The sequence below is a fragment of the Hymenobacter algoricola genome (assembly GCF_039539525.1).
GTDB classification, from domain to species: Bacteria; Bacteroidota; Bacteroidia; order Cytophagales; family Hymenobacteraceae; genus Hymenobacter; species Hymenobacter algoricola.
The window spans coordinates 1-25,965 of the sequence record NZ_BAABDH010000038.1 but is presented as its reverse complement, the minus strand read 5'-3'; the positions used below and the strand labels follow the sequence as shown (position 1 = coordinate 25,965).

At 62.0% G+C, this 25,965-nt stretch carries 21 protein-coding genes; 12 read left to right on the top strand and 9 right to left on the bottom strand.

The features are described 5' to 3' along the window. The 4 genes from ABD842_RS10535 to ABD842_RS10520 form a co-directional block, all read right to left on the bottom strand. Positions 1-549 (bottom strand): flavoprotein, encoded by a 549-nt coding sequence (locus tag ABD842_RS10535; protein ID WP_345113264.1) that lies wholly within the window; start codon positions 547-549, stop codon positions 1-3. A gap of 16 nt (positions 550-565) precedes the next feature. Further along, positions 566-913, bottom strand: coding sequence for a DNA-directed RNA polymerase subunit omega (locus ABD842_RS10530; RefSeq protein WP_345113262.1), 348 nt, complete (start codon positions 911-913; stop codon positions 566-568). Positions 914-1,024: 111 nt separating this feature from the next. Next, positions 1,025-1,852 (bottom strand): outer membrane protein assembly factor BamD, encoded by an 828-nt coding sequence (locus ABD842_RS10525; protein WP_345113260.1) that lies wholly within the window; start codon positions 1,850-1,852, stop codon positions 1,025-1,027. Positions 1,853-1,908: 56 nt separating this feature from the next. Then, on the bottom strand, positions 1,909-3,627 hold the full coding sequence (locus ABD842_RS10520) for an OstA-like protein (RefSeq protein ID WP_345113258.1): 1,719 nt from the start codon (positions 3,625-3,627) through the stop codon (positions 1,909-1,911). Positions 3,628-3,792: 165 nt separating this feature from the next. Here ABD842_RS10520 and tilS point away from each other — a divergent pair, with 165 nt between their 5' ends. The 7 genes from tilS (at position 3,793) to ABD842_RS10485 (ending at position 12,931) form a co-directional block, all read left to right on the top strand. Beyond that, on the top strand, positions 3,793-5,118 hold the full coding sequence (tilS, locus tag ABD842_RS10515; protein ID WP_345113256.1) for a tRNA lysidine(34) synthetase TilS: 1,326 nt from the start codon (positions 3,793-3,795) through the stop codon (positions 5,116-5,118). 274 nt (positions 5,119-5,392) lie between these two features. Further along, a complete protein-coding gene (locus ABD842_RS10510; RefSeq protein ID WP_345113254.1) occupies positions 5,393-5,635 on the top strand; it encodes a hypothetical protein in 243 nt (80 codons plus the stop codon). Positions 5,636-5,694: 59 nt separating this feature from the next. Beyond that, positions 5,695-6,525, top strand: coding sequence for a GLPGLI family protein (locus ABD842_RS10505; RefSeq protein WP_345113252.1), 831 nt, complete (start codon positions 5,695-5,697; stop codon positions 6,523-6,525). 148 nt (positions 6,526-6,673) lie between these two features. Then, the gene (locus ABD842_RS10500; RefSeq protein WP_345113250.1) at positions 6,674-9,346 is read left to right on the top strand and encodes a carboxypeptidase-like regulatory domain-containing protein; all 2,673 of its coding nucleotides are present in this window, start codon (positions 6,674-6,676) and stop codon (positions 9,344-9,346) included. A gap of 124 nt (positions 9,347-9,470) precedes the next feature. Beyond that, positions 9,471-9,938: a hypothetical protein gene (locus ABD842_RS10495; RefSeq protein ID WP_345113249.1), complete on the top strand. Its 468-nt coding sequence runs from the start codon at positions 9,471-9,473 to the stop codon at positions 9,936-9,938. A 124-nt stretch (positions 9,939-10,062) separates the two neighbouring features. Further along, entirely contained in the window at positions 10,063-11,001 is a 939-nt protein-coding gene (gene mdh / locus ABD842_RS10490) for a malate dehydrogenase (RefSeq protein WP_345113247.1), read from the top strand. A gap of 184 nt (positions 11,002-11,185) precedes the next feature. Then, complete coding sequence (locus ABD842_RS10485; protein ID WP_345113245.1) at positions 11,186-12,931, top strand: S41 family peptidase; 1,746 nt, start codon at positions 11,186-11,188, stop codon at positions 12,929-12,931. An 83-nt stretch (positions 12,932-13,014) separates the two neighbouring features. On the opposite strand, the gene ABD842_RS10480 is transcribed toward ABD842_RS10485, so the two are convergent. The 3 genes from ABD842_RS10480 to mutL form a co-directional block, all read right to left on the bottom strand. Beyond that, positions 13,015-13,911, bottom strand: coding sequence for a rhomboid family intramembrane serine protease (locus tag ABD842_RS10480; protein ID WP_345113243.1), 897 nt, complete (start codon positions 13,909-13,911; stop codon positions 13,015-13,017). Positions 13,912-13,922: 11 nt separating this feature from the next. Further along, the gene (locus ABD842_RS10475; RefSeq protein ID WP_345113242.1) at positions 13,923-14,708 is read right to left on the bottom strand and encodes a rhomboid family intramembrane serine protease; all 786 of its coding nucleotides are present in this window, start codon (positions 14,706-14,708) and stop codon (positions 13,923-13,925) included. A gap of 89 nt (positions 14,709-14,797) precedes the next feature. Further along, positions 14,798-16,741: a DNA mismatch repair endonuclease MutL gene (mutL, locus tag ABD842_RS10470; RefSeq protein WP_345113241.1), complete on the bottom strand. Its 1,944-nt coding sequence runs from the start codon at positions 16,739-16,741 to the stop codon at positions 14,798-14,800. Between the two features lie 323 nt (positions 16,742-17,064). On the opposite strand from mutL, the gene ABD842_RS10465 reads away from it, so the two are divergent. After that, positions 17,065-19,980, top strand: coding sequence for a serine hydrolase domain-containing protein (locus ABD842_RS10465; protein WP_345113239.1), 2,916 nt, complete (start codon positions 17,065-17,067; stop codon positions 19,978-19,980). A gap of 132 nt (positions 19,981-20,112) precedes the next feature. Next, on the top strand, positions 20,113-21,249 hold the full coding sequence (gene bshA, locus ABD842_RS10460) for an N-acetyl-alpha-D-glucosaminyl L-malate synthase BshA (RefSeq protein ID WP_345113237.1): 1,137 nt from the start codon (positions 20,113-20,115) through the stop codon (positions 21,247-21,249). Positions 21,250-21,416: 167 nt separating this feature from the next. Here the strand turns inward: bshA and ABD842_RS10455 are convergent, their stop codons facing one another. Beyond that, the gene (locus tag ABD842_RS10455) at positions 21,417-21,953 is read right to left on the bottom strand and encodes a DUF7935 family protein (RefSeq protein WP_345113236.1); all 537 of its coding nucleotides are present in this window, start codon (positions 21,951-21,953) and stop codon (positions 21,417-21,419) included. A 152-nt stretch (positions 21,954-22,105) separates the two neighbouring features. Between ABD842_RS10455 and ABD842_RS10450 the strand changes: the two genes are divergently transcribed. Together ABD842_RS10450 and ABD842_RS10445 are read left to right on the top strand one after the other, a co-directional pair. Further along, complete coding sequence (locus tag ABD842_RS10450; protein ID WP_073108987.1) at positions 22,106-22,459, top strand: HesB/IscA family protein; 354 nt, start codon at positions 22,106-22,108, stop codon at positions 22,457-22,459. A 166-nt stretch (positions 22,460-22,625) separates the two neighbouring features. Continuing rightward, entirely contained in the window at positions 22,626-24,230 is a 1,605-nt protein-coding gene (locus tag ABD842_RS10445) for a glycerol-3-phosphate dehydrogenase/oxidase (protein ID WP_345113233.1), read from the top strand. A gap of 19 nt (positions 24,231-24,249) precedes the next feature. Here the strand turns inward: ABD842_RS10445 and ABD842_RS10440 are convergent, their stop codons facing one another. Then, the gene (locus ABD842_RS10440) at positions 24,250-24,888 is read right to left on the bottom strand and encodes a hypothetical protein (RefSeq protein WP_345113231.1); all 639 of its coding nucleotides are present in this window, start codon (positions 24,886-24,888) and stop codon (positions 24,250-24,252) included. Positions 24,889-24,980: 92 nt separating this feature from the next. Between ABD842_RS10440 and ABD842_RS10435 the strand changes: the two genes are divergently transcribed. Next, positions 24,981-25,859 (top strand): hypothetical protein, encoded by an 879-nt coding sequence (locus ABD842_RS10435; RefSeq protein WP_345113229.1) that lies wholly within the window; start codon positions 24,981-24,983, stop codon positions 25,857-25,859. Positions 25,860-25,965 lie beyond the last annotated feature (106 nt).

The window sequence follows — 25,965 nt, the reverse complement described above, 5'->3', positions numbered from 1 at the left end:
TTACTTGAAAAACCGTTCCAGCTCGGCCACGATGGCTTCCGGCTCCAGCATACGGCCCGGACCCGACAGGCCGCTGGCCAGCTCCCCGGCCGGGGATTCGAGCACGTGGTTGCCGAAGCTGCGCAGGCGGGCAAAGTTCTGCGTCACGGCCGGGTGGGCATACATGTCCAGGTCCATGGCCGGGGCCAGAAACACCGGGCAGCGGGCCGACAGGTACACGGCCTCCAGCAAACTGGCGCAGTGGCCGTTGGCCAGCTGGGCGACGGTGTTGGCGCTGGCCGGGGCTACTACCAGCGCGTCGGCCCAGAGGCCCAGGTGCACGTGGTTGTGCCATTCGCCGGCGGCTTCATCCTTCAGAAAGCCCGTCAGCACCGGCTTTCTGGACAGTGTGCCCAGGGTGAGAGGCGTAACAAAGGCCGAAGCCGAGGCCGTCAGAATGACTTGCACCTCGGCTCCGGCCTTGATCAGCAGGCGAACCAGCATGGCGGATTTGTACGCGGCAATGCTGCCGCATACTCCCAGCAAAATTTTGCGGCCCTGCAGCGGCATCAGCAGACCCGGCGGCTTACTCGACTACGCGCAGGTTGCCGTTCTCGTCGAACTCCGACGGCGTGCTGAAGTAGATTTTGCCTTCCAGAAACTCCTCGATGGCGAGGTTGGTCGGCTTGGGCAGGCGCTCGTAGTGCTTGGAAATCTCGATCTGCTCGCGGTTTTCAAATACCTCTTCCAGGTTGTCGACCGTCGTGGCAAACTCGGCCAGCTTGCCGTTCAGCTCTTCCTTCAGCTTCACGGAAATCTGATTGGCCCGCTTGGAAATGATGGCCAGCGACTCGTACACATTGCCGGTTTCGTTGGTGAAGTCCGACATGTTGCGGGTCACGATGGAGGCGGATACGTTGTTCGGAGTTTTCATAAGGGGAAGGTACTACTGATGTGTTGAGATGCTGATGGGCTGATTTTCCGGGGTCCGGCGCGGGCCGGGGCAGCTGTCAGCCCCTGCGCCGCCGCTTACTCCCTCAGGGCATTACTTGGCGGCGGCCGTATCGGCCGGCTTCAGCTTGGCGATTTCGGCCTGGGCGGCCACGTACATGGTTTCGGCGGCCTTCAGGTTTTTGCTCTGCGGATACGTGTCGATGAGGTACTGGTAGAGCGGGATGATTTCGCGGTAGCGTTCCAGCTGCTTTTCCGGCACGCTTTCCTTGGCCAGGCTGTACTGGGCGCTGAGCTTCATAAAGGCAGCCTGCTCGTTGTAGGCCGAGGCCGGAAACTGCTGCTGAAACGTGGAAAACGCCGTGACGGCCGACTGGTAGTAGCGCACCTGGTAATACAGCCGGGCACTGGAAAAGGCCTTGTCCTCCAGCTTCTTCTGCAGCTCCTGCGACATACTTTCCGCCTCGGGCCGGAACTTGCTTTCGGGCGAGCGGTTCAGGAAATCCTGGATGGCCTCGATGGCCGTGTACGTATTGGTCTGGTCCAGCTCAAACTCCGGGGAGTCGCGGAACAGGGACTTGGCGTACAGAAAAGATGCTTCCTCGGTGTAGGTGGAGTTGGGGTAGGTTTCGGAAAACAGCTTGAAGTAGTACGCGCTCAGCACGTAGTTGCGCTGCTGGTAGTTGGTGTTGGCGAAGTAGAACTGGGCCTTTTCGGCTTCGGGCCGGCCCCGCAGCAGCGGCACGAGGTCTTCGAGCAGGGTGCCGGCTTTGAAAAAGTCGCCCTTTTCGTAGTACTGCACGGCAGCTTCGTACTTTTTGGTCACGTCACCGCTCTTGAGCAGCTTCTGGTAGCCGGTACAGGATGCCAGCAGCAGCGTGCTCAGGAACAGAATAAAAAGGGCAGGGCGTAATTGCAGCATAAGGGGCGCAAAGGTAACGGATTGCGAAGCCGAATCAAAGGTAAGCCAAAACGGGGCTAGCGGGTTTTGGGAGCGGGTTTGGCCGGCGCGGCCGGGCGGGCGGGCGGCGTAGCTTTGACCGGCGCGTTCCGTTTCACCGGCTTGGCTTTGGCCGGCGCGGGTCTGGATTTGGAAGTCGATCTGGGTTTGGCCTTCGGCTTGCGCCTGGCTTTCGCCGGCAGGGCGAAGTGCTTGCCTAACACCAGGCGGCGCGTGGGCCGTTCCGTGGGGCGCCAGTTGAAGTCCTTGAGCTTCTTGTCTTCCTCCTTCAGCTCGTGGGGCGGAATGAAGCTGGCGTCGGCATTGGTCAGGTAGGAAATGGTTTGGAGCTTACTGTCGGCAAAGCGCAGGGTCATGTTGGCACTCACGGCTTTGTTCATGCCCGTCACGGCCGTGTCGCCATCAAGAGCAAAGTAGAGGCTCTCGGCGTTGCCAAGCACGTTCACTTTTTTTATTTTGCTGTCCACGAAGTAGGCCACCATGTTGCGGCCCTTCACTTGGTTGAAGTCCAGCAGCGTATCCTGCCCGATGATAAAGGAGTTGGCGTACAGGCGCATCTGGTCAATCTTGCCCTTGCGCTGCCGCAGCTGCATGCTGTCGGCGGTGAGCTGGTTCTGGTCGGCCCACAGCACCGGCCGCTTGTTGAGGTAGATGATGGAATCCTGCCGGTCGTAGGTGAGCGAGTCGCAGCGGCCCTGCAGGTCCTTGCGGAAGATCTTCACCCTGGGAAAGGCGTACAGCACACCGGCCGCGTTCTGGGGCGCCCGGCCCTCCACGCTGATCAGCGTGTCGGCGGCCAGGTAGAGCGTGTCGCCGTCGGAGATGTTGCGCATCACCGGGCTGCTGCCGTACACCTTGGTGCGGCCCAGGGCCCGCCAGTAGCGGCCCACGTCGCCGCGCAGCACCACGTTGTCCTTCTTGGAGGTCATCGACACGTGGCCGGTGGCCACGCCGTACTGCCGCACCTCGTCGTACACCAGCTTGTCGCCGCCGAGCAGGTAGCTCGGGGTTTCAATCTTGGCGTTGCGCTGGAAGTTGGAAACCTTGGTCAGGGTATTGTAATTCCCGTTTTCGGCGTAGATGTTCCCCTGCTTGCCCTTGATGCGGGTGGGGCCGAAGAAGTAGGCAATCTTGGCCACCGTGTTGTACTGCAGCGTGTCGGTGGTGATGTCGTTTTCCTTGGTCACCAGGTGCACGTTGCGCTTGAAGCTGAATACCTTGCTGGTCGTGTTGTAGTAGCCGTACTGGCTGTCGAGCGTGTTTTCGGGGTCGACGAGGTGGCCGCCGGTGCTGTAGTACGCCAGGTTTTTGCTCAGGTCGTAGTCGAGTACCTGGGTGGTGAGCGTCATGCGCGGGTCGCGCATGGTCACGTTGCCGGTCATGCGGGCCTTGCGGGTGTCGCCGTCGTAGGTGCCCCGGTCGCCGGTGATGGTGATGGTGTCGTTGTCGACGATGCGCACGTTGCTGAACGCCTCAATGGCGTTGCGGTCCAGGTACTGGTAGGCCGAGTCGCAGTAGAGAAAGGTGTTTTCCTGCCTGAAGCTCACGTTACCCAGCAGCTTGCGGATTTCCACGCCGTTGAAGGTGCCGCCCACCAGCTCCCGGGTGCCGGGCAGCAGCTCGATGCGCTGGCCCTTCGGGGGCGGGGCCGGAGTAGGCTTGGGCCGCTGCTGGGCAAAAGACCACAGCGGCAGCAGCGCGGCCAGAAACAGAAAAAGTGACTTTATGAACGGCATTTCCAGGCAAAGGTACGGAAGGCCCGCCGGTAACGCCCATCTTTGCATTGTAGTGCCTTTTTGGAGCTGCAAGCTACAAGCCTTAAGCTGTAAGCCTCCGGTTATACGCCGGTGACTTGAGACTTGCAGCTTGCAGCTTGTAGCTTATAGCTTATCCTCCCTCCTATGCTTGACCGTGTCCGCCAATACATCCAGGAAAATGAGCTTTTCACGCTTACCGACCAGCTGCTGGTAGCCGTCAGCGGCGGCATGGACTCGGTGGTGCTGGCCGATGTGCTGCACCGATTGGAAGTGCCGTTTGCCATGGCCCACTGCCACTTCGGGCTGCGCGGCGCCGAGGCCGACGCCGACGAGGAGTTTGTGCGCAAGCTGGCCAAGAAGTACGACGTGCCCTACTTCGCCGAGTTCTTCCAGACTAAAGCCTTTGCCGAGCAGGAAGGCATCTCGACCCAGATGGCGGCCCGCACGCTGCGCTACGAGTGGTTTGAACGGATCCGCCACACCCAGCAGCTCGACTACGTGGCCACCGCCCACCACCGGCGCGACGCGGCCGAAACCATGCTGCTCAACCTTACCCACGGCACCGGCCTGGCCGGGCTGCACGGCATCCGGCCCAAAAACGGCCGCGTGGTGCGCCCCCTGCTGGGCATGGGCAAAGAGGATTTGTACGACTACCTCGTGGAGCAGCACCTGATCTGGCGCGAAGACGCCTCCAACGACAGCACCCTCTACCAGCGCAACCGCCTGCGCCACGACGTGCTGCCCGTGCTGCGCGAAATAAACCCCAGCCTCGACCACACCCTGCAGATTACCGCCGAGCGGGTGGGCGGGGCCGAGGAAATCGTGCGCCGCTACGTGGCCGACACCGCCCGCGCCGCCCGGCACGAGGAAGGCGAGGTAACGTATCTGAACATTGCCACCCTGCAGGCCACGGCCGCCACGGCCCTGGTGCTCCACGAGCTGCTGCGCCCGTTTGGCTTCTCCTACCTGGTGGTGAAGGACATCGTAGCGGCCTTCCCCGCGCCTTCCGGCCGCCGGTTCGAGTCGCCGACGCACCTGCTGGTCAAGGACCGGGAGCAGCTGGTCATCACCCGCCGCAGCCTGACCAGGTTCGGCACCCACCAGATTATGGCCGGGCAGGAAGTGCTCAAAATCGATGGGCTCCACCTGCGCCTGGAGCTGGCCGAGGCGGCCGGCTTCGACGTGCCTAAGGGCAAGGCCGTGGCCGCCCTCGACGCCGACAAGCTCAAGTTCCCGCTCACCGTGCGCCCCTGGCAGGAAGGCGACTGGTTTATGCCCATCGGCATGAAGGGCAAGAAGCTGCTCTCCGACTTCCTCATCGACCAGAAAGTACCGCTCAACCTCAAGGACAGCGTTTGGGTGCTGGTGTCCGCCGATGGCAAGATTGCCTGGGTGGTCGGCTTCCGGCCCGACGAGCGGTTTAAGGTGAGTGAGGAAACCGAGCGGGTACTGGTGGTGAAGCGGATGTGAGAAAACAGAATCCGAAAACACCTGCTACCACGGTTCCCAGAACGGTGTAGAGAAGCGACACTTTGTACCTTCGCGTCTCTACGTTGAACGACATCGTATGACGGCCCGGACGAGAAGGTACAAAGTGTCGCTTCTCTACAAAATCTGGCAACTATTTGTAAAACCGCTATAATAAAAATGCCTAAAAAATAATTTTCGTCCGTTACCGCATTACTGGTGATTACCAGATAATTTTACACTTTTGACGTGTCAATGCACCTAAATCATTGATTTTATGAAAAAGATTACTGCACTCCTGGCACTTGTCTGTCTGACATCCCTGTCTGCCCAGGCAAATATTGTTTCGCGTAGCAGCAACCCGGCAATGGCTAAAAAAGCCTCTGCCGCAGTCGTTCTGCCGGCACCACAAGTTTGCTATCAGTATTCAATGTGCGGGCACTCAGGCAATGCCTGTGGTGAAGGCATAGATGGCTGTTTGGAGATTCTAAACATGCTGAGTGATATGTATTGCGGCTAGTTTCAACTTGTCGTGGGGCAGGGCAGTATTGCCCTGCCCCACGACATTTTTTTATTTCAATGCGCTGTTTTTTTCTTTTGCTTTTTCTTTCCTTTTCAACCCGGACCAGCCAGGCGCAGAAACCTATTCTGCCTGCGGCTGAGCCAACAAAGCTCGTTGTCACCTACCGGCTGACTTATCAGCCTGATTCCACTTCCCCTGAAACGCGGAGCGAGTCCATGCAGCTCCTGGTTGGCAAGACCCTGTCTAGGTTTGAGAGTGTGGGTGCGTACCTGGCTGACTCCCTCACGAAGGAAGCGCGCTGGCTGCCGGCTACCCCGGCCAACATGCAGAGTGTAGGCAACCGGTTTATGGCTCAGCCTAAATCCGGCTTCAAGTACAAAATCTACAAGCAAGCCGCCAGTGGCCGGGTGCACTACTATGACCAAATCGGGCAGGCTCTCTACAGCTATGAGGAGCCGGCACCGCTGCTGCGCTGGACCATCACCTCAGCCACCAGCACCATCGCCGGCTATGCTTGCCAACGGGCCAGCACAACCTTCGCCGGACGGCAGTTTGAGGCGTGGTTTACGCGGGAAATACCGGTAGCCGAGGGTCCGTACAAATTCTCCGGCCTGCCCGGGCTGATTGTCAAGATCAGCGATACGCGCCATTACTACGTGTTTGAGCTGACCAGGCTGGTGACGCCGCCGACGCCGGAAACCATTGAGCTCCCCGCAGCGGATGCCGCTATCCGGACTACCAAAGCCCTGTTTCGGGAAGGCAAGCGGGATTATGAGGCGACTCTGACTGAGAAGCTGGCCGCCAAAGGCCATCAGGTGTCGGAGCAGGACCGCCGCGAATACCAGCTGAAGCTAAAAAAACGGAATAACCCGCTGGAACTGCGGTAAGCGGCGCATAGCCTGGCTTTTCGGCATTGCCGCGGGTCTTTCTTCCCACGCGTCGGGAGCCTCCATTACCGGTCTGGGTACCTGATACTAGTTCTATCCTTTTAGCTTACACCATGTACTACCGCCGCCGGTTGTCTTATTCCTCAGCGTGCTGAAACACCTGCTGACGTGCTGCATCACCCTGCTGCTCATATGCACCAGCCGCCGCCTGATGGCACAGGCTACTATCACCGGTATCGTGCGCGACGCGCAAGGGCAGGCAGTACCGGGCGCCCTGGTAGAAGTGCAGCCGCTCCCGCTCCTTTCCACCTCGGCAGTAGCCATAACGGCCGAAGACGGGCGCTTTTCCCTACGCGTTCAGCTTGCCGCCGACTCTCTGCGGCTGAGCGCCCGCGCCCTGGGTTATGCCGAGCAGGTGCGGCGGGTGCGCAACCAGAATCAGATAGTGGCCTTTGCCTTGCGGCCGGCCGCGACGGCCTTGCGGGAAGTAGTGGTAAAAGCCCCGCCCATCCGGCGCGAAGGCGATACGCTGAGCTACCGCGTGTCGGCTTTCACCGAGCAGAAGGACCGCGTGATTGCCGATGTGCTTCGCAAGCTGCCCGGCATTGAAGTGGAAGCCGACGGGCGCATTCTGTACGAAGGCCGGCCTATCCAGAAATTCTATATCAACGGCGCCGACCTGCTGGAAAGCCGGTATAGTCTGGCCAGCAACAACCTGCCCGCCGAGGCCGTGCAGGACGTGCAGGTACTGAAGCGCCACCAGCCGGTGAAAGCCCTGCGGGACGTACAGCCCACGGAGCAGGCCTCGCTGAACCTGCAGCTGAAAAACAAGGTCACGGCCACCGGGCAAGCGCGGGTAGGTGCAGGCGCGGCCCCGGCCCTGTGGGACGGAAACCTCTCTCCTATGCTGTTTGTCCCGCGCCAGCAGCTCATCGACACTTACCAGACCAACAATACCGGCCAGGACGTAGCGGCTGAGCTAAAGCCGCTGGGAATCGACGATTTTCAGCAGCTCACCGAACCCGGCAACCGTAAGCCCGAGCTCACCGGTATCCGGGCCCTGAGTCTGCCCCCGCTGGCTTCCGCTCGCTACCTCTTCAACCGGGCTCACCTACTGAGCGCCAACCACCTGGTTCCGTTCGGCAAGGAGTCGCAGCTGCGCCTGAACGCTGCTTATCTCCACGACCAGCAAACCCAGGCCGGTAGCACCCGCACCCGTTTTTCCTTGCCTGATGGGGAGGCCGTGACGCTGCACGAAGAGAAAACCAACACCCTGTATGTAAACCAGCTGACGACGGATCTGGCCTACATCCGCAATGTGCAGCGCTACTACCTGAAAAATACGTTCAGCTTTGCCGGCACCTGGGAGGCCCAGGACGGCCGCGTGCAACGCGCGACGCAGGAGCAGGCCATTCAGCAACGCGCCATCAACCCGGTGTATTCGCTCACCAACCGGCTGGGGCTGGTACGGCCCGTGGGAGGGCAGCGCACGGTGCAGGTAAGCTCGGTGCTGACGCTGGCCACCACTCCGCAACAGCTCACCGTGAGTCCCGGTCCGCTGGCGGCGGTGCTCACCGGCGGCAACGCCTATGCGCAGGCCCGGCAGCAGGCCCGCGCGGGCACCTTCTACACGGCCAACTCGGTGGCATTGCTCGCCAGCCGCCAGCCTTGGCGCTATACCGGCACGGTGGGCTTTACCCGGGAAGTGAAGCGCCTTACCTCCGAGCTGACCCTGCTGCCAACTGGCCCGCCACCGTCCGCCGACACCCTGCAAAACGCCCTTACGGCCCAACTGGGGCGCTACTACGTGCAAGGCGGCATCGGCTACAAAACCACCCGCTGGCACCTGGAGCTGGAAGTACCGGTCAGCTACCGCACGGTTTCGGCCGCCGATGCGGCCCTGGCTGCCCGCCAGCAACGGCGCTACGTGGCCCTGGAGCCGCTGTTTTCGGGACGCTACGAGCTGAGCAGCCTCTGGCACGCCACGGGCGGAGCAAGCTTTGCCAACGAGCTTGGTTCTCCGCAGCCGCTTTCCTACGCCTACCTGCTGCGCGACTACCGTACCCTGCAACGCAACGACGCTCCGCTCACCCAGGCCCGCAGCTGGAACTTCAACGCCGGGCTGTTCTATGAAAACCCGCTGACCTCCTGGTTTTACCGCGCTACGTACAGCGCCACCGCCTTGGCCCGCAACCAGTTGTCGCGTAGCGTGGTACGGCCCGACGGCACGCTGACGACGGTGGCCGTGGCGCAGTTCAACCGGGGTCAAACCCATGCGGTGGCGGGCAGCGTGGGTAAGTTTGTGCGCGACTGGAAAACCAACCTGCACCTGCAGCTCAACGCCAGCTTCCGGTCCCAGCCACTCTATCTGAATGCCAGGCTAACCACTGCCTACAACCAGACGGGCACCCTGCGCCTCAGAGCCAACCTGAGCACCTTTGTATGGGGAGGGTTGGAGTATGCAGCGGCCCTGACCGGGCTGCGCAGCCGGGTGGGGTCGGGTGGCTTCGGGGCCGGCACCACGCTGCAGGAGCAGCGGCTGGCCCTGTCGTGGTATCCCGGCGCGGGTCATCTGGTGCTGGTATCAGCCGATTATTACCAGAGCAACGGCCTGAGAATGCCGGTGCGCGGCACGTTCGTAGATGCCACTTACCGCTACACGCTGCCGGTTGCCCGTAAAGTAGACGTGGAAATAAAGGTGAGCAACCTGCGCGACATCCAGCACTACCAGAGCACTTACCTGACCGATTTTATCCTGGTTCAGGAGGACTACCGGCTCCGCCCCCGCCAGGTCCTGGCGTCGGTGCGGGTTTCGTTTTAAGCGGCCAAGCCTTATTTAAGTCCCTTCCGCTCTTGTTCGTTCAGGAATCTAAGCCGACAAGAGCAGAGCATAAGGGCGAAGCGCCCGTACGCCTTGGCTTTGGCCTTTTCCTTTATCTTACAAGATGAAATATGTGCTTCTGGCCTCCGTATGGGCCCAGGTATTTTTGTATGGCTGCAACAATGATAAGTGTGAGGGCGCGGCGGATGCCGGCAGCACCGTTCTTAACATCAGGCTGCTGAACTCCGCCGGAACCCAGTCGTTGTTCAATCCTTCCAGGGGCTACTTCCGCGACTCCGTACGGGTGTTCGACGAGCAGAGCAGTACCGTTGCCCTGTTATCCGGGCCTACCTTACCTGCCGAGAATGTTGCGTTTCTGCTGCTCGAACGTAACCAGACGCCGAAACTGAATGCCCTCACCACCCGCCGGTTTATCCTGTATCTGAAGCGAACCGACCAGGACACGGTGCGGGTGGAGTACGAGCTGTTCAAAAACGACTGCAACCGGCCCGAGGTCAGGAGCCTGCAGGTGTTTTATAACGCGGCTAAAGTGTATGAGGGCAGCGACACACGTATGTGCCGGAGCTGCTGATCCGCAAACCTTAGCTGGAATAACCCGCCCTGGCATCGTTCCCGGAAGTTGTGTTAGCGGGCTACGCGTTTTCGCTTACTTTTACAACTCCGATTCTAACTCTTCAAACTCAATCTTCCACCCGATGAAAGTAACCGTTGTTGGAGCTGGCAATGTAGGCGCTACCTGCGCTGATGTATTGGCCACCCGCGAAATTGCCAACGAAATCGTCCTCGTTGATATCAAGGAAGGCTTCGCCGAAGGCAAAGCTCTGGATATCTGGCAGAAAGCCCCCATTATCGGCTACGACTCCCGCACGGTGGGCGTCACCAGCGACTACGCACGCACCGCCGGCTCCGACGTGGTGGTCATCACCTCGGGCCTGCCCCGCAAGCCCGGCATGAGCCGCGACGACCTGATTTCGACCAACGCCGGCATCGTGAAGTCGGTGACCGAGCAGGTGGTGAAATACTCGCCCAACGCTATTATCATCATCGTCTCGAACCCGCTCGACGTGATGACCTACCAGGCCCACCTCACCTCGGGCCTGCCCCGCGAGAAGGTATTCGGCATGGCCGGCATCCTCGACACGGCCCGCTACCGCGCCTTTTTGGCCGAAGCGCTGAACGTGAGCCCGAAAGACATTCAGGCCGTACTCATGGGCGGCCACGGCGACACGATGGTGCCCCTGCCCCGCTACACCACGGTGGGCGGCATTCCGGTAACGGAGCTGATTGGCAAGGCCGAGCTGGACGCCATTGTGCAGCGCACGGCCCAGGGTGGCGGTGAGCTGGTGAAGCTGATGGGCACCTCGGCCTGGTACGCGCCCGGCGCGGCGGCGGCCCAGATGGTGGAAGCCATCGTACGCGACCAGCGCCGCGTGTTCCCCGTGTGCATCAAGCTCGAAGGCGAGTACGGCATCGACGGCGTGTATTTGGGTGCTCCGGTTATCCTGGGCAAAAACGGTATCGAGAAAGTGATTGAGCTCCAGCTCAACGACGAGGAGAAGGCGCTGCTCGAAACCTCCCGCGGCCACGTGAAGGAAGTGATGGACGCTCTGGACAAGATGACGGCTAACGCCTAATTCTTCCGCCCCAGTTCTTTAAAAGGGTCGTTCTGCCGGGCAGAGCGGCCCTTTTTTCTTGGTGCCTAGTGCTGTCTGACAGGTTCATCTGGCTACGCGCGGGCTTTGTTCCACCCGTTGAGGTTCCGTGCGAATTCGCGTAGTATTGCCAGATCTTTCTTACGCTACTTATTTTATCGTCCTGATGCTTCGTTCCCGCTTACTGTTACTTGTTTTATTGCTCTGCTTCCAGGGCCACTTGCTTCTGGCCCAATCAGCGGCTTCTTCGACCCCGTTGGAGAAAACGGCACCAGACACGGCTTTCCAGAACGGCTCCCGGTTTCGCTTGTCAAAGCTCACGCCGCAACAGGTGAAAAACCTCACGGCCCTGGGTCAGGTGTGGGGCTTTCTGAAGTACTATCACCCGGCCGTGGCCGGTGGGCAGTACAATTGGGATGCGGAGCTTTTTCGGTTGCTCCCCAAAGTTCTGGCCAGCTCCAACCAGCAACAGCGGAGCGAAACGCTAAGCAACTGGGTGACGAGCCTGGGACCGGTGGCGGCCTGTGCCCCTTGCGCCGCAGCGCCTGCCAACCCCGTACGGATGGCAGCCGACCTTACTTGGATGGAGGACAAAAAGCTATACAGCAAGGCTTTGCAGCGGCAGCTGAAGCACATCCAAGCCAACCGCTACCAGGGCAAGCCCTACTACGTGGTACCAGGAGGCCCCGGCAATCCAACCTTTCCCCAGGAAGCTCCTTGTGCGCAGCAAACCTATCCGGATGCTGGGTTGCGCATCCTGGGCTTGTACCGCTATTGGAACGTCATTCAGTACTACTTCCCTTACAAATACGCCATCGGAGAAAACTGGCAGCAGGTGCTCCCCGAGTTTTTGCCCCGTTTTATAGAGGCCACCGATGCGCTGCAGTATCGGCTGGTGGCGCTGACGTTGTTTGCCCGCATTCACGACACCCACGCGACCGTAATACCCGACCCGCTGCTCACGGCCTATGCTGGGGAGTACGCAGTAGCAGCGGCTTTGCAGTTTATTGGCGGCCAACCCGTAGTAGTGCGCGTGCGCAAGGATGGTTTGGTCGTCCGGCCGCCCTTGGAGCCCGGCGACATTATTCAACAAGTAGATGGCGTTTCGGTGGGTGCCTTGCTCAAGCAACGATTGCCACGGGCGGCGGGCTCCAACCCAGGCGCTCAGCTGGCCACTATCGCCTCTGGGTTGTTGCGGGGTGCCACGCCACAGGTTCAGCTGAAAATACTGCGCGCCAACCAGCCGCTTACCGTCATGGCCCCGCGCTTTAAGCTTGGAACCCAACCACCCGTCCGCCCAGCCGTGGACGACACCACTTACCGCTTTCTGACGCCAACGGTAGGGTATTTCACCATGGCCAGCATTACCAAAGCCAAGCTTCCTGCTATTCTCAAAGCCTTTCAGCAGACCAAGGGCATAGTGGTCGATATGCGAAACTATCCGGGCGAATTTGTCAGCTACGTATTGTCCACTTACTTTATCACGCAGCCCACGCCGTTCGTCAAGTTCACGGCCTTCGATCCTACGTATCCGGGCCGTTTCATCGAAGAACCACCCATGGCCTTACCGCCGGATAGCACTCTAACCTATGCGGGCCAGTTGGTGGTACTGGTGAATGAATCAACGCTCAGTCAGGCTGAGTTCAACGCCATGGCGCTGAGATCTACGCCTCGTTGCACCATTTTGGGTAGCCAAACGGCTGGCGCCGATGGCGACGTTTCGCGCATTGTACTGCCGGGTAACCTGACCACCCGCATGTCGGGCATAGGCGTGTACTACCCTGATGGCCGTGAGACCCAACGTGTTGGTATCGTGCCGGACGTGGAAATGCGCCCTACCGCTCAAGGCATGCGGGAAGGCCAGGATGAATTGCTGGAGAAAGCGCGCCAACTGATTGAGAGCAAGCCGTAAGCTCGTTCATTTACCCGCGCTAAAAACCTCAAAAGGCCCCGCCAACTTACAGTTGACGGGGCCTTTTGGGTTGTAACATCCCCTTACTTCTGGCTGGCCTTGAACAGCTTCTGCTTTTCGTCTTTCGACAGGCTCTCGTAGCCGGAGCGGGAAATCTTATCCAGAATGCCGTCAATTTCCTCCTGCTCGGGCTTGATGGGGACGGCCTTCTTGGTGGCCGGGGCCTCCGCCGCGCGGCTGCGGTGCGTTACGCGCAGGTTTGGCCGGCCCGAGACCAGGTTGCCCACCCAGTCGCCGATGGCCTGCACGGGGCGGCCCAGGTCGCGGCCGGCCTGCAGCTGCTTGATGAAGATATAGCCCAGAATGGCCCCGCCGATGTGGGCAATGCCCCCGCCCGGATTGCCCTGGTTGATGGCAATAACCGAAATCAGGATGACGAAGGCGGCAATGTACTTGATGCGTACCGGCCCGATGATAACCACACTGAACGTGTACTCGGGCAGCAGCGTGGCGGCCGCCATTACGATGGCCGTCACGCCGGCGGAGGCCCCCAGCAAAGGCGTGCCGGCCGCCGCATACGGCCGCAGCGTGGGTATCAGGTTGAAGGCCGCCACGAACACGATTCCGCCGACCAGGGCGCCCAGAATGTAGAGGCTCACCAGGCGCCGGTCGCCGAGGTACTCCCGGACCAGCGCGCCAAACCAGTACAGGTTGAGCAGGTTGAACAAGATGTGGAAGAAGCCCTCGTGGGTAAAGGCGTAGGTGAGCAGCGTCCAGGGGTGGCGCAGCAGCGAAGGCAGATCCGAGGGCAGCACGAACTGGCGCAGCACGTTGGCGAAGTAGGGCGAGAAGCCGGACAGCCACAGCACGGCTTTCACCAGCACCAGAAATACAAAAACCAGCACATTGATCAGCAGCAGCTGGTTCAGCGCGTTGTCGCGGCGGCTGAAGGCAGCGCGGATGTCGTTTACGATACTCATGCGGCAGAAACTCAGTAGAACCGGGCGCGGCCTCGCTCCCAGATTTTCAACAGAATAAACCCAATCAACATTCCGCCGATGTGGGCGAAGTGCGCCACGTTGTCGCCGGGCGTGCGGTACACGCCGCTGTAGAGCTCATACAACGCGTACAGGGCTACAAAGTACTTGGCCTTGATGGGAAACGGGAAAAACAGCAGCATCAGCTCCGTATTCGGAAACAGGTAGGCAAAGGCGAACAGAATGCCGAACAAAGCCCCGGAAGCGCCCAGCATCGGCGAGTTGAGGCTGCTGGCATACATATCTTCCAGCGAAACAAGAGCGCTTTGGATGAGCTGCTGGTCGTCGGGGGTAGCGTGCAGCTGCCGGATATTGGGCGCAAAGGCTTCGGCATACTCCGGCATGTTGTGCTCCACAAAATCCTGCAGGTGCACGTCGGTGGGCTGCTGGCGGAAGACCTCAATATCCTGGCGCATGCGGTTAACCTCGTAGTAGCGCACCCCCGAATACAGCACGCCGGCCCCAAGGCCGCAGATCAGCCAGAAGGCCAGAAAGCGGTTGCCGCCCCAGCGCTGCTCCAGCAGCGGGCCGAAGGAAATCAGGCCGAACATGTTGGCCAGCAGATGGCCCCAGCCGCCATGCATAAACATGTGGGTGACGAACTGCCAGGGCTGAAAGTAGGCGGAGCCGACGGGATACAGCGCCAGAAAGTTCATCCGGCTGGCCAGTTGGGTTTGCAGAAGAAAGACGCCGATGTTGATAAAAAGCAGCGTCCGAACCGTGGGGGTCAGATTAAACATGGAGTGCAAGGTAGCGCGAATCGGGTGTCCGCGGGAAAGAAAGCGCCGGCCGGCGCCGGAGCCGATAGTACGCAAACTGCGCGGCGGCGCTAGGGTTTGCGGAAAAAATCCTGCAGCTGGCTCAGCTCCAGCAGCACCAGCGTGCGGCGGCCGTCGGGCGTGTAGCTGGGCACGGCGCAGGCAAACAGCCGGTCGACCAGCGCGGCCATTTCCTTATCGGACAGGCGGGCATTGTCACTGCTGCCGGCCACGCGGCGGGCCAGGGCCCGGGCTACTTTCTCGCGCCGGTCGAGCCGCACGGGGCCGGCGTGGGTGCGAAACTGCTCGATAAGGCCTTCCAGCAGCTCCTTCTCGTCGCGGTTGGGCACGTCGGCGGGCAGGCCTTCCACGGCAATGGTGTTGGGCCCGAACTCGGCGAAGCGGAAGCCCAGCGCGTGCAGATCGTCGGACACCTCGCGCAGGATGGCGAAGTCCTGGGGCGTGAACGTGACCGTGCGCGGAAACAGCAGCGTCTGGGAGCCGGCGCTTTCGCGCTCCAGCCCCAGCGCGTACTGCTCGTACAGGATTCGCTCCCGCGCCGCCACCTGGTCAATCAGCATCACGCCCGACTTCACCGGCACCAGCAGATACTGCTGGTTGACCTGAATCACGCGGCTGCCCGGCCCGCTGCTGGCCTCGCGCAGCGGTAGCTCGGGCGCGGCCAGAATGGCGGATACCGGCGGCGCGCTGTGCTGGTCCGGGCCAAAGTCCGGAATCTGGGGCGCGGCAGCCGGCAGGTCGGGCACGACGGTCTGGCCCAGGGAGCGGTAAAACTCTTCCAGGTCGCGCTTGGCCTGCTCGGTGGGCCGGGCCGGGGCCGTGCCCGCCGCGGGGCTGCGCGGGTGCTGCCCGGCCTGGCCTTTCGGCGAAGCCGCGCGGGCTGCCGCCGAAGCCAGCGCGTCGGGGCGGAAGTCGTCGGCAAAGGAATTGCCGCCCGGCGAGGAGCGCAGGGGTTGGATGGGCGCAAAGTTCACGTCGCCCTCGAAGTCCAAAGACGGGGCCATGTTGTGAATGCCCAGGCTCTGCTTCACGGCGGCCCGCACGATGGCGTACACGGTTTTCTCGTCCTCGAACTTGATTTCCGTCTTGGTCGGGTGCACGTTGATGTCGATGGCCTTGGGGTCCAGCTCCAGAAACAGCACGTAGAACGGGAAGGTGTCGCGGGGCAGCAGGCCCTCGTAGGCGGCCAGCACGGCATGGTTGAGGTAGGCTGAGCGGATGAAGCGGTTGTTGACGAAGAAAAACTGGTCGCCCCGGCTTTTCTTGGCCGACTCGGGCTTGCCGATAAAGCCCTTCACGGTGATAAACGGCGTCACTTCCTCGCAGGCCGCCAGCTGCTCCTTGTAGCCATTGCCGAGCAGGGCCACAATGCGCTGGCTGAGCTTGCCGGCCGGCAGGTTAAAGACCTCGAGGTCGTTCTGGTAGAGCGAGAAGGTAATCTGGGGGTTGGCCAGGGCCACGTGCTGGAACTCGTCCAGGATGTGGCGCATCTCCACCGCGTTGGTCTTAAGAAAATTACGCCGGGCCGGCACGTTGAAAAACAGGTTCTTGACGGCAATGCTGGTGCCGTCGGGGCAGGCCACGGGCTGCTGGCTGGTCACCTGGGAGCCTTCGATGAGCAGCAGTGTGCCGGTATCCTGGTCGCGCTTCTTGGTGCGCAGCTCCACTTGGGCCACGGCCGCAATGGAGGCCAGCGCCTCCCCGCGGAAGCCCAGGGTGCGGATGCGGAATAAATCCTCGGTGGAACGAATCTTGCTAGTGGCGTGTCGCTCCAGACTCATGCGGGCGTCGGTGGGGCTCATGCCCGTACCGTTGTCCACAATCTGCACGAGCTGCTTGCCGGCATCCTTCACGATAAGCTGCACCTGCGTGGCGCCCGCGTCCACGGCGTTTTCGAGCAGCTCCTTCACCACCGATGCCGGGCGCTGCACCACCTCGCCCGCCGCAATCTGGTTGGCAAGGTACTCGGGGAGCAACTGAATCACATCCGCCATCGGCCACGAACTGAAGTTGAGTATGAAGAGGTTAGCCGCTGAAAAATTCGCTGCCCGCAGCCCGTCGAAACAACGCCCCGGGATTTTCTCCGTAAGTTTGCGCCCAACTTTAGTGTGCGCCGGGCCGGACTAAATTCTGGTCCGGCACGTTAGGAGGTAAGGAAGCAGGGGGCTGAAGGCCAGCAAAACCGGTCGCCGCCCCGGCTGAAAACCTCCCGCTGAGGCACGCAAAAGTAGGGCTATTTCCGCTCTGATTCAACTTTACGACGATACCACGAGAGCCGATGCTCAAGGATTTCCGGATTAGACTTTTACTGCTTCTGTTGGCCGTTACAGGTCTGATCATCACGTCGGCGGCGCCCCGGGACCTGGGCGCCCGGCCTATGTCGGCCGCCGAGCAGAGCTGGGTCGACAGCGTGTTCAGCTCCCTGACGCCGGACCAGCGCCTGGGCCAGCTGTTTATGGTGGCGGCGTATTCCAACAAGGATAAAAAGCACGCCCAGCGCATCGACGAGCTGGTGCGCACCTATGGCGTGGGCGGCCTGATGTTTCTGCAGGGCGGCCCCCACCGCCAGGCCACGCTCACCAACCGCTACCAGGCCCAGGCCAAAGTGCCGCTGCTCATTGCCCTGGATGCCGAATGGGGCCTCGACATGCGCCTCGACTCCAGCATGCACTTCGCCAAGCAGATGACGCTGGGTGCCATGGACGACGAGCAGTATGTGTACCAGATGGGCCGCGAAATTGCCCTTAAGCTCAAGGCCCTGGGCGTCCACATCAGCTTCTCGCCGGTTATCGACGTCAACTCCAACCCCGATAACCCCGTCATCGGCAACCGCTCGTTTGGCGAGAACAAGGAGCAGGTGGCGCGCCGCGGCGTGTCGTACATCCGCGGGCTGCAGGACCATGGCATTATGGCCGTAGTGAAGCACTTTCCCGGCCACGGCGACACCGATACCGACTCCCACGTGGCTTTGCCGGTTATCAACTCCGACCTGGCCCGCCTGACCAACGTGGACCTGTACCCGTTTCAGAAGTCGTTTGAGGCCGGCGTGATGGGCGTGATGGTAGGCCACCTCTACATGCCGCTGTTCGATACGGTCCGCTCCGTGTCGGCCACTATTTCGCGGAACCTGGTGACGGGGCTGCTCAAGGAGAAGATGGCCTACAAAGGGCTGGTGTTCACCGACGCGCTGAACATGAAGAGCGTCACGAACCTCTACAAGCCCGGCGAGCTGGATGCGCTGGCCCTGGTGGCCGGCAACGACGTGCTGCTGTTTTCCGAGGATGTGCCGCTGGGGCTGCAGCGCATCCGCGAGGCCGTGGCCGCCGGCAAAATCACCCAGGAAGACATCGACGGCCGGGTCCGCAAGATTCTGCGGGCCAAGTTCTGGGCCGGCCTGAACCGCTACCAGCCCATCGACCAGGCCACCCTGACCGCGGACCTGAACCGGCCCATGAGCCGCACGGTGCAGCAGCAGATTTATGAGCACGCCGTGACGGTGGTCAAAAACCAGGACGACCTGCTGCCCTTCCACCGCCTCGATACGCTGCGCATTGCCACCATCACGGTGGGCACCGAAACCGGCAGCACCTTCGGCACCATCATGAACAAGTACCAGGGCGGGGCGGTGTACGCCGTGGATAACCGCTACGCCCCGGATTCGACTTTCGAGCGAATTGCCAGCCGCCTGACGCCCTATAATGTGGTGGTGGTCAGCCTGCACGGCATGAACAACACGCCCACCCACAGCTACGGCCTGGGCAGCGGCGCGCTTACCTTTATCAAAAATCTGCAGGCCAACCCGAAGCTGAAAACCGTGGTGGTAGCCATGGGCAACGCCTACGGCCTGAAGTACCTCGAAGAGGCCCGTACGCTGGTCTGCGGCTACGAAGACAACTACGCGTCCCAGCTGGTGGTGCCGCAGGTGCTGTTCGGGGCGCTGCCCGCCAAGGGCCAGCTGCCCGTCACGGTGTCGCCGGAGCTGAAAGCCGGCCTGGGCCTGCCGACCCCGGATTTCCACCGCCTGCGCTACGCCACCCCGGAAAGCGAAGGGCTGGACTCCAAAGTGCTGGCCCAGATCGACAACATCGCGCTGGAGTCGGTGGCCTACGCGGCAGCCCCGGGCTGCCAGGTGCTCGTGGCCAAGGATGGCGCGGTGGTGTTCGACAAGAGCTACGGCTACTGCACCTACGATAAGTCGCGGCCCGTGGAAGCCAGCACGCTCTACGATCTGGCGTCGATAACCAAGGTGGCCGGCACGCTGCAGGCGGTAATGTACCTCAAGGATCAGGGCAAGCTGAACCTGGACGCCAAGGTGGCCGACTACCTGCCCGAGCTGCGCACGTCCAACAAGAAGGACATGACCGTGCGCGACGTGCTGCTGCACCAGGCCGGCCTGAAGCCCGGCATTCCGACGTGGGAGAAAACCGTGAACAAAGCCGGCCTCAAGCCTACCTTCTACGCCAGCGCCCGTTCCGACGAGTTCCCCAACGAAGTAGCCCCCGGCACCTTCAGCACCAAAGCCGTCGGCGACTCGGTCTGGACCTGGATTACGCGCAGCAGCCTGCTGCCTAAGGTGAAGGGTAAGTACCCGGTGGAGTACAGCGACCTGAGCTTCATGATTCTGAAGCGGGTGAGCGAAAAGATTCTGAAAGAACCCATCGACGCCTTTTTGCAGCGCACCTTCTACGCTCCGCTGGGCCTCGCGTCGATGACCTACAACCCGCTGGAGCGCTTCCCGAAGGCCTGCATCGCGCCCACCGAAAACGACACGTACTACCGCAAAACCCAGCTCCAGGGCACTGTGCACGACCAGACCGCGGCCCTGCTGGGCGGCGTGGCCGGGCACGCGGGCCTGTTTGCCAACGCCAACGACCTGGCCATCCTGATGCAGATGGACTTCCAGAACGGCCGCTACGGCGGGCAGCGCTACTTCCAGACGCCGGTCGTGACCGAGTTTGCCCGCTCCCAGACGGCCGGCAACCGCCGCGGCCTGGGCTGGGACCACGGCAACCCCGAGAAGCCGGAAGGCCCGACCTCGAACCTGTCGCCGGAAAGCACGTTTGGCCACACGGGCTTCACCGGCACCTGCGTGTGGATGGACCCGGAAAACAAAATCCTCTACATTTTTCTTTCCAACCGGGTGTATCCCGACGGCGGCAACAACAAACTGCGCCAGTACAACATCCGCACGCGCATCCACGACGTTATTTACAAGTCCTTAGTCAAGTCATGATTTGTTGTCTGCAACTCTCTCTGACTTTCTGACCTGCAATTGGCGGTTGGGCATTTCTCACGGATGCCGGCCGCCAATTTTCGTTTCCTCTCCTTTCTTTTCTCTCCCGTGCCCCCCGCCTCTCCCACTGCCATGAACATCGGAATTGTCTGTTACCCTACTTTTGGCGGCTCCGGCGTGGTGGCCACCGAGCTGGGCAAGGCCCTGGCCCTCAAAGGCCACCGGGTGCACTTTATCACCTACAGCCAGCCCGTGCGTCTCGACTTCTTCAACGAGAACCTGTTCTACCACGAGGTCTACATTCCGCCCTACCCGCTGTTCCAGTTTCCGCCCTACGAGCTGGCCCTGGCCTCGAAGATGGTCGACATCACCCAGAACGAGAAGCTCGACGTGCTGCACGTGCACTACGCCATTCCCCACGCCTCGGCCGCGTACATGGCCAAGCAGATTCTGCGCACCAAGGGCATTACCATCCCGGTTATCACCACCCTGCACGGCACCGATATTACGCTCGTGGGCAAGGACGCCAGCTACGAGCCGGTGGTTACCTTCAGCATCAACCAGAGCGACGGCGTGACGGCGGTGTCGGCGGACCTGCGCAAGGAAACCTACGAGTACTTCGCCATCGAGAAGGACATTGAGGTGATTCCCAACTTCATCAACCTGGAGCGCTTCAAAAAGCAGGATAAGGGCCACTTCAAGGCCGCCATTGCCCCCAACGGCGAAAAGCTGCTGGTGCATACCTCCAACTTCCGCTCGGTGAAGCGCGTCGACGACGTGGTCAACATCTTCGCCGGGGTGCGCAAGCAGATTCCGGCCAAGCTGCTGCTCGTCGGCGACGGACCCGACCGGCCCCGCATCGAGAAGCTCTGCCGCGACATCGGCTTCTGCGACGACATCCGCTTTTTGGGCAAGCTCGAAGCCGTGGAGGAAGTGCTCAGCATCGCCGACCTGTTTCTGATGCCTTCCGAGAAGGAAAGCTTCGGCCTGGCCGCCCTGGAGGCCATGGCCTGCGAAGTGCCGGTTATCAGCACCAACGCCGGCGGCATCCCCGAGCTGAACCTGCACGGCGTTACGGGCATGCTCAGCGAAATCGGCGACGTGGCCGACATGGTCAAAAACGCCCTTTACGTGCTCGAAGACGACAACCTGCCCCGCTTCAAGGCCGCCGCCCGGGCCCGGGCCGAGGAGTTCGAGGTCGACAAGATCGTGCCGCTCTATGAAGCCTGCTACCAGCGCGCCATCAGCGCCGTGCTGGCTTCGGTGTAAGCTGGTTTTTGGTTGGTCGTTTTTGGTTTTTGGCTTTTTAGGCCTGAGTTTTCACTAGCTGGCCTTCAAGCGAAAAGCCCGTCCGGAATTCTGGACGGGCTTTTCGCTTGAAGGCCAGGCTATGACGTTTGAGGGCAAAACCCAAAAACAACCAACCAAAAACCCCTTTAAAACAGGCCGGCTGCTTCGCGCTTCAGGGCGTGCAGCGCCTGCGCTACCGGGTCGGCATCGTCGGTGATGATGGTTTCCAGGATGCGCTTGGCCAGGTCGGTACCGCGGGCCTGCTGGGGCGCGGGCAAGCTGTGGTAGGCTTTGTTGACCATCGTCAGGATGCCTTCTTTGGCCGATTTCACCTGCTCCCACACCTCGGAGCTCATGTAGAGCTGCTGGCTGAGGTTGTGCTCGTACTCGGCCCGCAGCTCCGACACCAGCACGCGGTGGTAGTCGGGGGCGGTGAGGCCGGCGCTGCTCAGGCGCACGAGCAGGTTGTTGGGCGTGATACGCTCGAGCAGCAGCGTCACCCGCTCGTAGGCCTGCAGGCGCAGGGGCAGCGTTTCCTTGGTGCTCTGCAGGCGCAGCTCAATCAGGCGGCGCTGCTGCTCCTTGTCCAGGTATTGCTGGATCAGGTAAAAGATGGAGCCGGCCACGATGAGGGCGGGCAGAATGATTTTGAGCAGTTCGAAAACGTACGCGGTAGTATCCATGCGGGGGTAAAACGGGCTTTTTGGCGGCGGCAAGGTCGGCAAATATTCTCTGAACCGGATGCCGGATGCCGATGTTGTGTACGGGTCGGGGCTAACGGCGTATACCGCTGGCTTCGTATCTTTGCGCTTCCTCTTCTAACTCCGAACGTACTATGGCTACCGCCGTTTCCACCAAGACTGCTCCCATCACCCTCACGCCGGGGGCTTTGGTTGAGGTAAGAAATATCATCGAAGACAAGAAAGTACCCCAGGACTACGGCCTGCGCATCGGCGTGCAGGGCGGCGGCTGCTCGGGCATGAGCTACCTGCTCGGCTTCGACAAAGCCAAGGACAACGACGAGGTCTATGACCTCGACGGCCTGAAGCTGATCATGGATAAAAAGCACGCCATGTACGTGCTGGGCATGGAAGTCGACTTTCAGGACGGCCTCAACGCCCGCGGCTTCGTGTTCAACAACCCCCAGGCCAAGAGCACCTGCGGCTGCGGCACGTCGTTTTCGGCGTAGCTTCCGACTCGGTTCAGATGAAAGAGCCCCGGTCTTACGGCCGGGGCTCTTTTGCGTTTAGGCGTTGCCCGCCCCCAGTTCCCAACCGAATTGGCGGCGGCGGCCGGCCCGAACTCCGGTTGGCTGCGTAAGCGTAGCGGCTGCCCAGCAGGCGCCCCCCCCCGCTATGCCCGATTCCCAGCCTACCCACCTCTTTTCCCGCGCTGCGCTGCTGCGGCCGCTGACCACTACTCCCCACTGGGACCTGGTCGTAATCGGCGGCGGGGCCACGGGGCTGGGCGTGGCGCTGGACGGCCTCAGCCGGGGCTACAAAACCCTGCTGCTGGAGCGCGACGACTTTGCCAAGGGCACCAGCAGCCGCAGCACCAAGCTGGTGCACGGCGGGGTGCGCTACCTGGCCCAGGGCGACCTAGGGCTGGTGCGCGAGGCGCTGTACGAGCGGGGCCTGCTGCTCAAAAACGCGCCCCACCTGGTCAAAAACCAGGACTTCATCATTCCCAGCTACACCTGGTGGGGCGGCCCGTTCTACACCATCGGCCTGAAGCTCTACGACCTGCTGGCCGGCCGGCTGAGCCTGGGTGCCTCGGTTCACCTGAGCCAGGCCGAAACCCTGCGCCGCCTCGGCAACCTCCGGCCCGCGGGACTCCGCGGCGGCGTCCTCTACCACGACGGCCAGTTTGACGACGCGCGCCTGGCCATCAACCTGGCCCAGACGGCCATTGAGCGGGGCGGCACGCTGCTCAACCACTGCCGGGTACACGGGCTGCTCAAGGATGCCCAGGGCCAGATTACGGGCGTTACGGCTACCGACGCCGAGACGGGCCGCACCTATCCGGTGCAGGCCCGGGCGGTGGTGAATGCCACGGGCGTATTCGTGGACGACATCCGGGTGCTGGATCAGCCCGGCGCGCCGCGGCTGGTCCAGCCCAGCCAGGGCGTGCATATCGTCGTCGACCAGTCGTTTCTGCCCGGCCCCGACGCGCTGATGATTCCGCAGACCGACGACGGGCGGGTGCTGTTTGCCGTGCCCTGGCACGGACGCGTGGTGCTGGGCACCACCGACACGCCCCTGTCGGCTACCAGTGCGGAGCCCCGGGCGCTGGAGGAGGAAATAGAGTTTATCCTGCGCACCGCGGGCCGCTACCTCACCCGACCACCCCGGCGTCAGGATGCGCTGAGCATTTTCGCGGGGCTGCGGCCCCTGGCGGCGCCCACCGGGGGCTCAGCCAAGACCCGGGAAATATCACGCAGCCACAAGATTCTGGTGTCGGAGGCGGGGCTGGTTACCATCACCGGCGGCAAGTGGACCACCTACCGCCGCATGGGCCAGGATACCGTGGACCGGGTCATTGCCCTGGGCAAGCTGCCCCCGGCCGTCAGCCAGACGGCCCACCAGCCCGTGCACGGCGCCCAACCCACTCCCGACCGGCGCAGCCACCTGGCCGCCTACGGCACCGACCAGGCCGCTTTGCTCGCACTCATTGCCCGGCAGCCCGCGCTGGGCGAAAAGCTGGACGAGGCGCTGGAGTTTCTGCAGGCGGAGGTGGTATGGGCGGCGCGGGCCGAAATGGCGCGCACGGTAGAAGACGTGCTGGCCCGCCGGGTGCGGGTGCTGTTTCTGGATGCTGCCGCCGCCATCCGCGTCGCGCCCCGGGTGGCCGCGCTGCTGGCCGCCGAGCTGGGCCGCGATGCCGCCTGGCAGCAGCAGCAGGTCACGGATTTTGAGCTGGTGGCCCGGCACTACCTGCCGTCGGCGCCGCCCGTGGCGTAGCTGATGGCAACGGCCGCCGCTAATCGAAGTCGTAGGGGTAGTTGATTTCGTCCAGGTCCCGGCGCAGGGCTTCCCAGTCGGCAATGTGCTTTACCAGGGCCAGCACCATGGGCCGGGTCAGGGTTTCGCCGTAGTACAGCTGGGCGACGGTAGTTGGGGGCAGGCCATCCTTGGGGAGGCGCTCCTCCTCGAAGTACTCCTGGGCCCAGTCGATGTAGGTGCGCGGGTGGCCGTCGAGGAGGTGGAGCAGCTCGTCGGAGCCATCTTCTTCGGCCGCGCCCGGGCCGAGCTGCCAGGGCTCGTTGTCGATGGTCCAGAGGCAGAAGGTGGTGCCGATGGAATTGACCGGCTCACCGAAGACAAACTCGTGGAAAGGCTGGGGCAGGCGCTGGGTGAGCGGAGCCTTGTCGGCGGGGTCGAGGCCGTCGGCGTAGCCGTTGATGACGGCGCCTTCGGGCGCAAACAGCACCAGCAGCTGGTCGCCCTCGCCGTCGTTGAGCTCAAACACCTCCTCCCCTTCGCCCCACTTGGCGTCGTAGGTGTGGTAGCGGTATTCTTCTTCCGGCGAAATGATGGCGTCGAGCACGGCCAGCGCCTTGCAGACGCGCTGCAGGTCGAGCTCCTTGGGCAGGGCGGCCAGGTTTTGGGTGGAGAGCATAGGAAGCGAAAATTGGGAGTAGAGCGCAGGCAAGTTACTACTTACGGTAGAGATGGGACACCCCGCGCTTACGCCTCCATCTACTTCTTCTCATGCAGATCTACTCCCACTGGGCGCGTACTACCTTGGCGTGCCAAGATGCCGGGGGCGCCTCTTACCACTTGGTAGCCTATGCCGGCAGCGACGAAAGCCCAGCCGCCGCGCAGGCCGCCGGCCAGGCGCTGCTCCGCACCCGACACGCTCACCTGCTGGCCAACGAGCCCTTGAGAGAATACCCTACCGGTGCTGCGCCGCTGCGCGAGCACCTGGAGCAACGCCTCTACGACAGCCGGGGCGAGCTACTGGCTGCCCTGACACGTAACCGGTACGGCAGCCTGGTGCTCAACGCGCCGCGCGTGATGTTCTTGGACGTGGACGACGCCGACCTGCGGCGTCCGCTGCCGGCCCCGGCAGAGCCGTTTAGCCTGAAACGCTTTTTTAGCGGCCTGTTTACGCCCGTGCCCATGCCGCCGCCACTCGTTCCCCACGAGCAGCTGCAGCTGCGCCTGGCCGCTTGGCTGCAGCTACATCCCGAGTGGAAGTTCCGGCTTTACCGCACCCGGCTGGGCTTCCGGCTGCTGGTCATGCACCAACTGCTGCCACCAAACAGCCCCGAAGCCCGGGGGATATTTGAGGCCATGCGCACCGACCTGCTGTACGTGCGTCTGTGCCAGACCCAAGACTGCTACCGCGCCCGGCTCACCCCAAAGCCCTGGCGCATCGGCTGGCACCGGCCGCCTCTCCCGTTTCCGTTCGATACGCCGCAGCAGCAGCAGCAGCAGCACTGGGAGCAGGAATATGTCCTCCGCAGCCAAGGCTTCTCGGTTTGCGAATGGGTGGGAGAATATGGTTTGGCTCCTTCCTGCCCCGAAGCCCGGCAGTTGGCCGAGCTACACGATGCCGCTTGCCTGGGCGGGCTCGAGCTGGCGTAGCCTAGTTGTATAGTCCCAGGGAGAGATGGTGTATTTTCCGGGCTGGAATTTCGTACACACTTATGGGACAAATACTCCACGGCAGCGCCCGCACAACTTCGGCAAT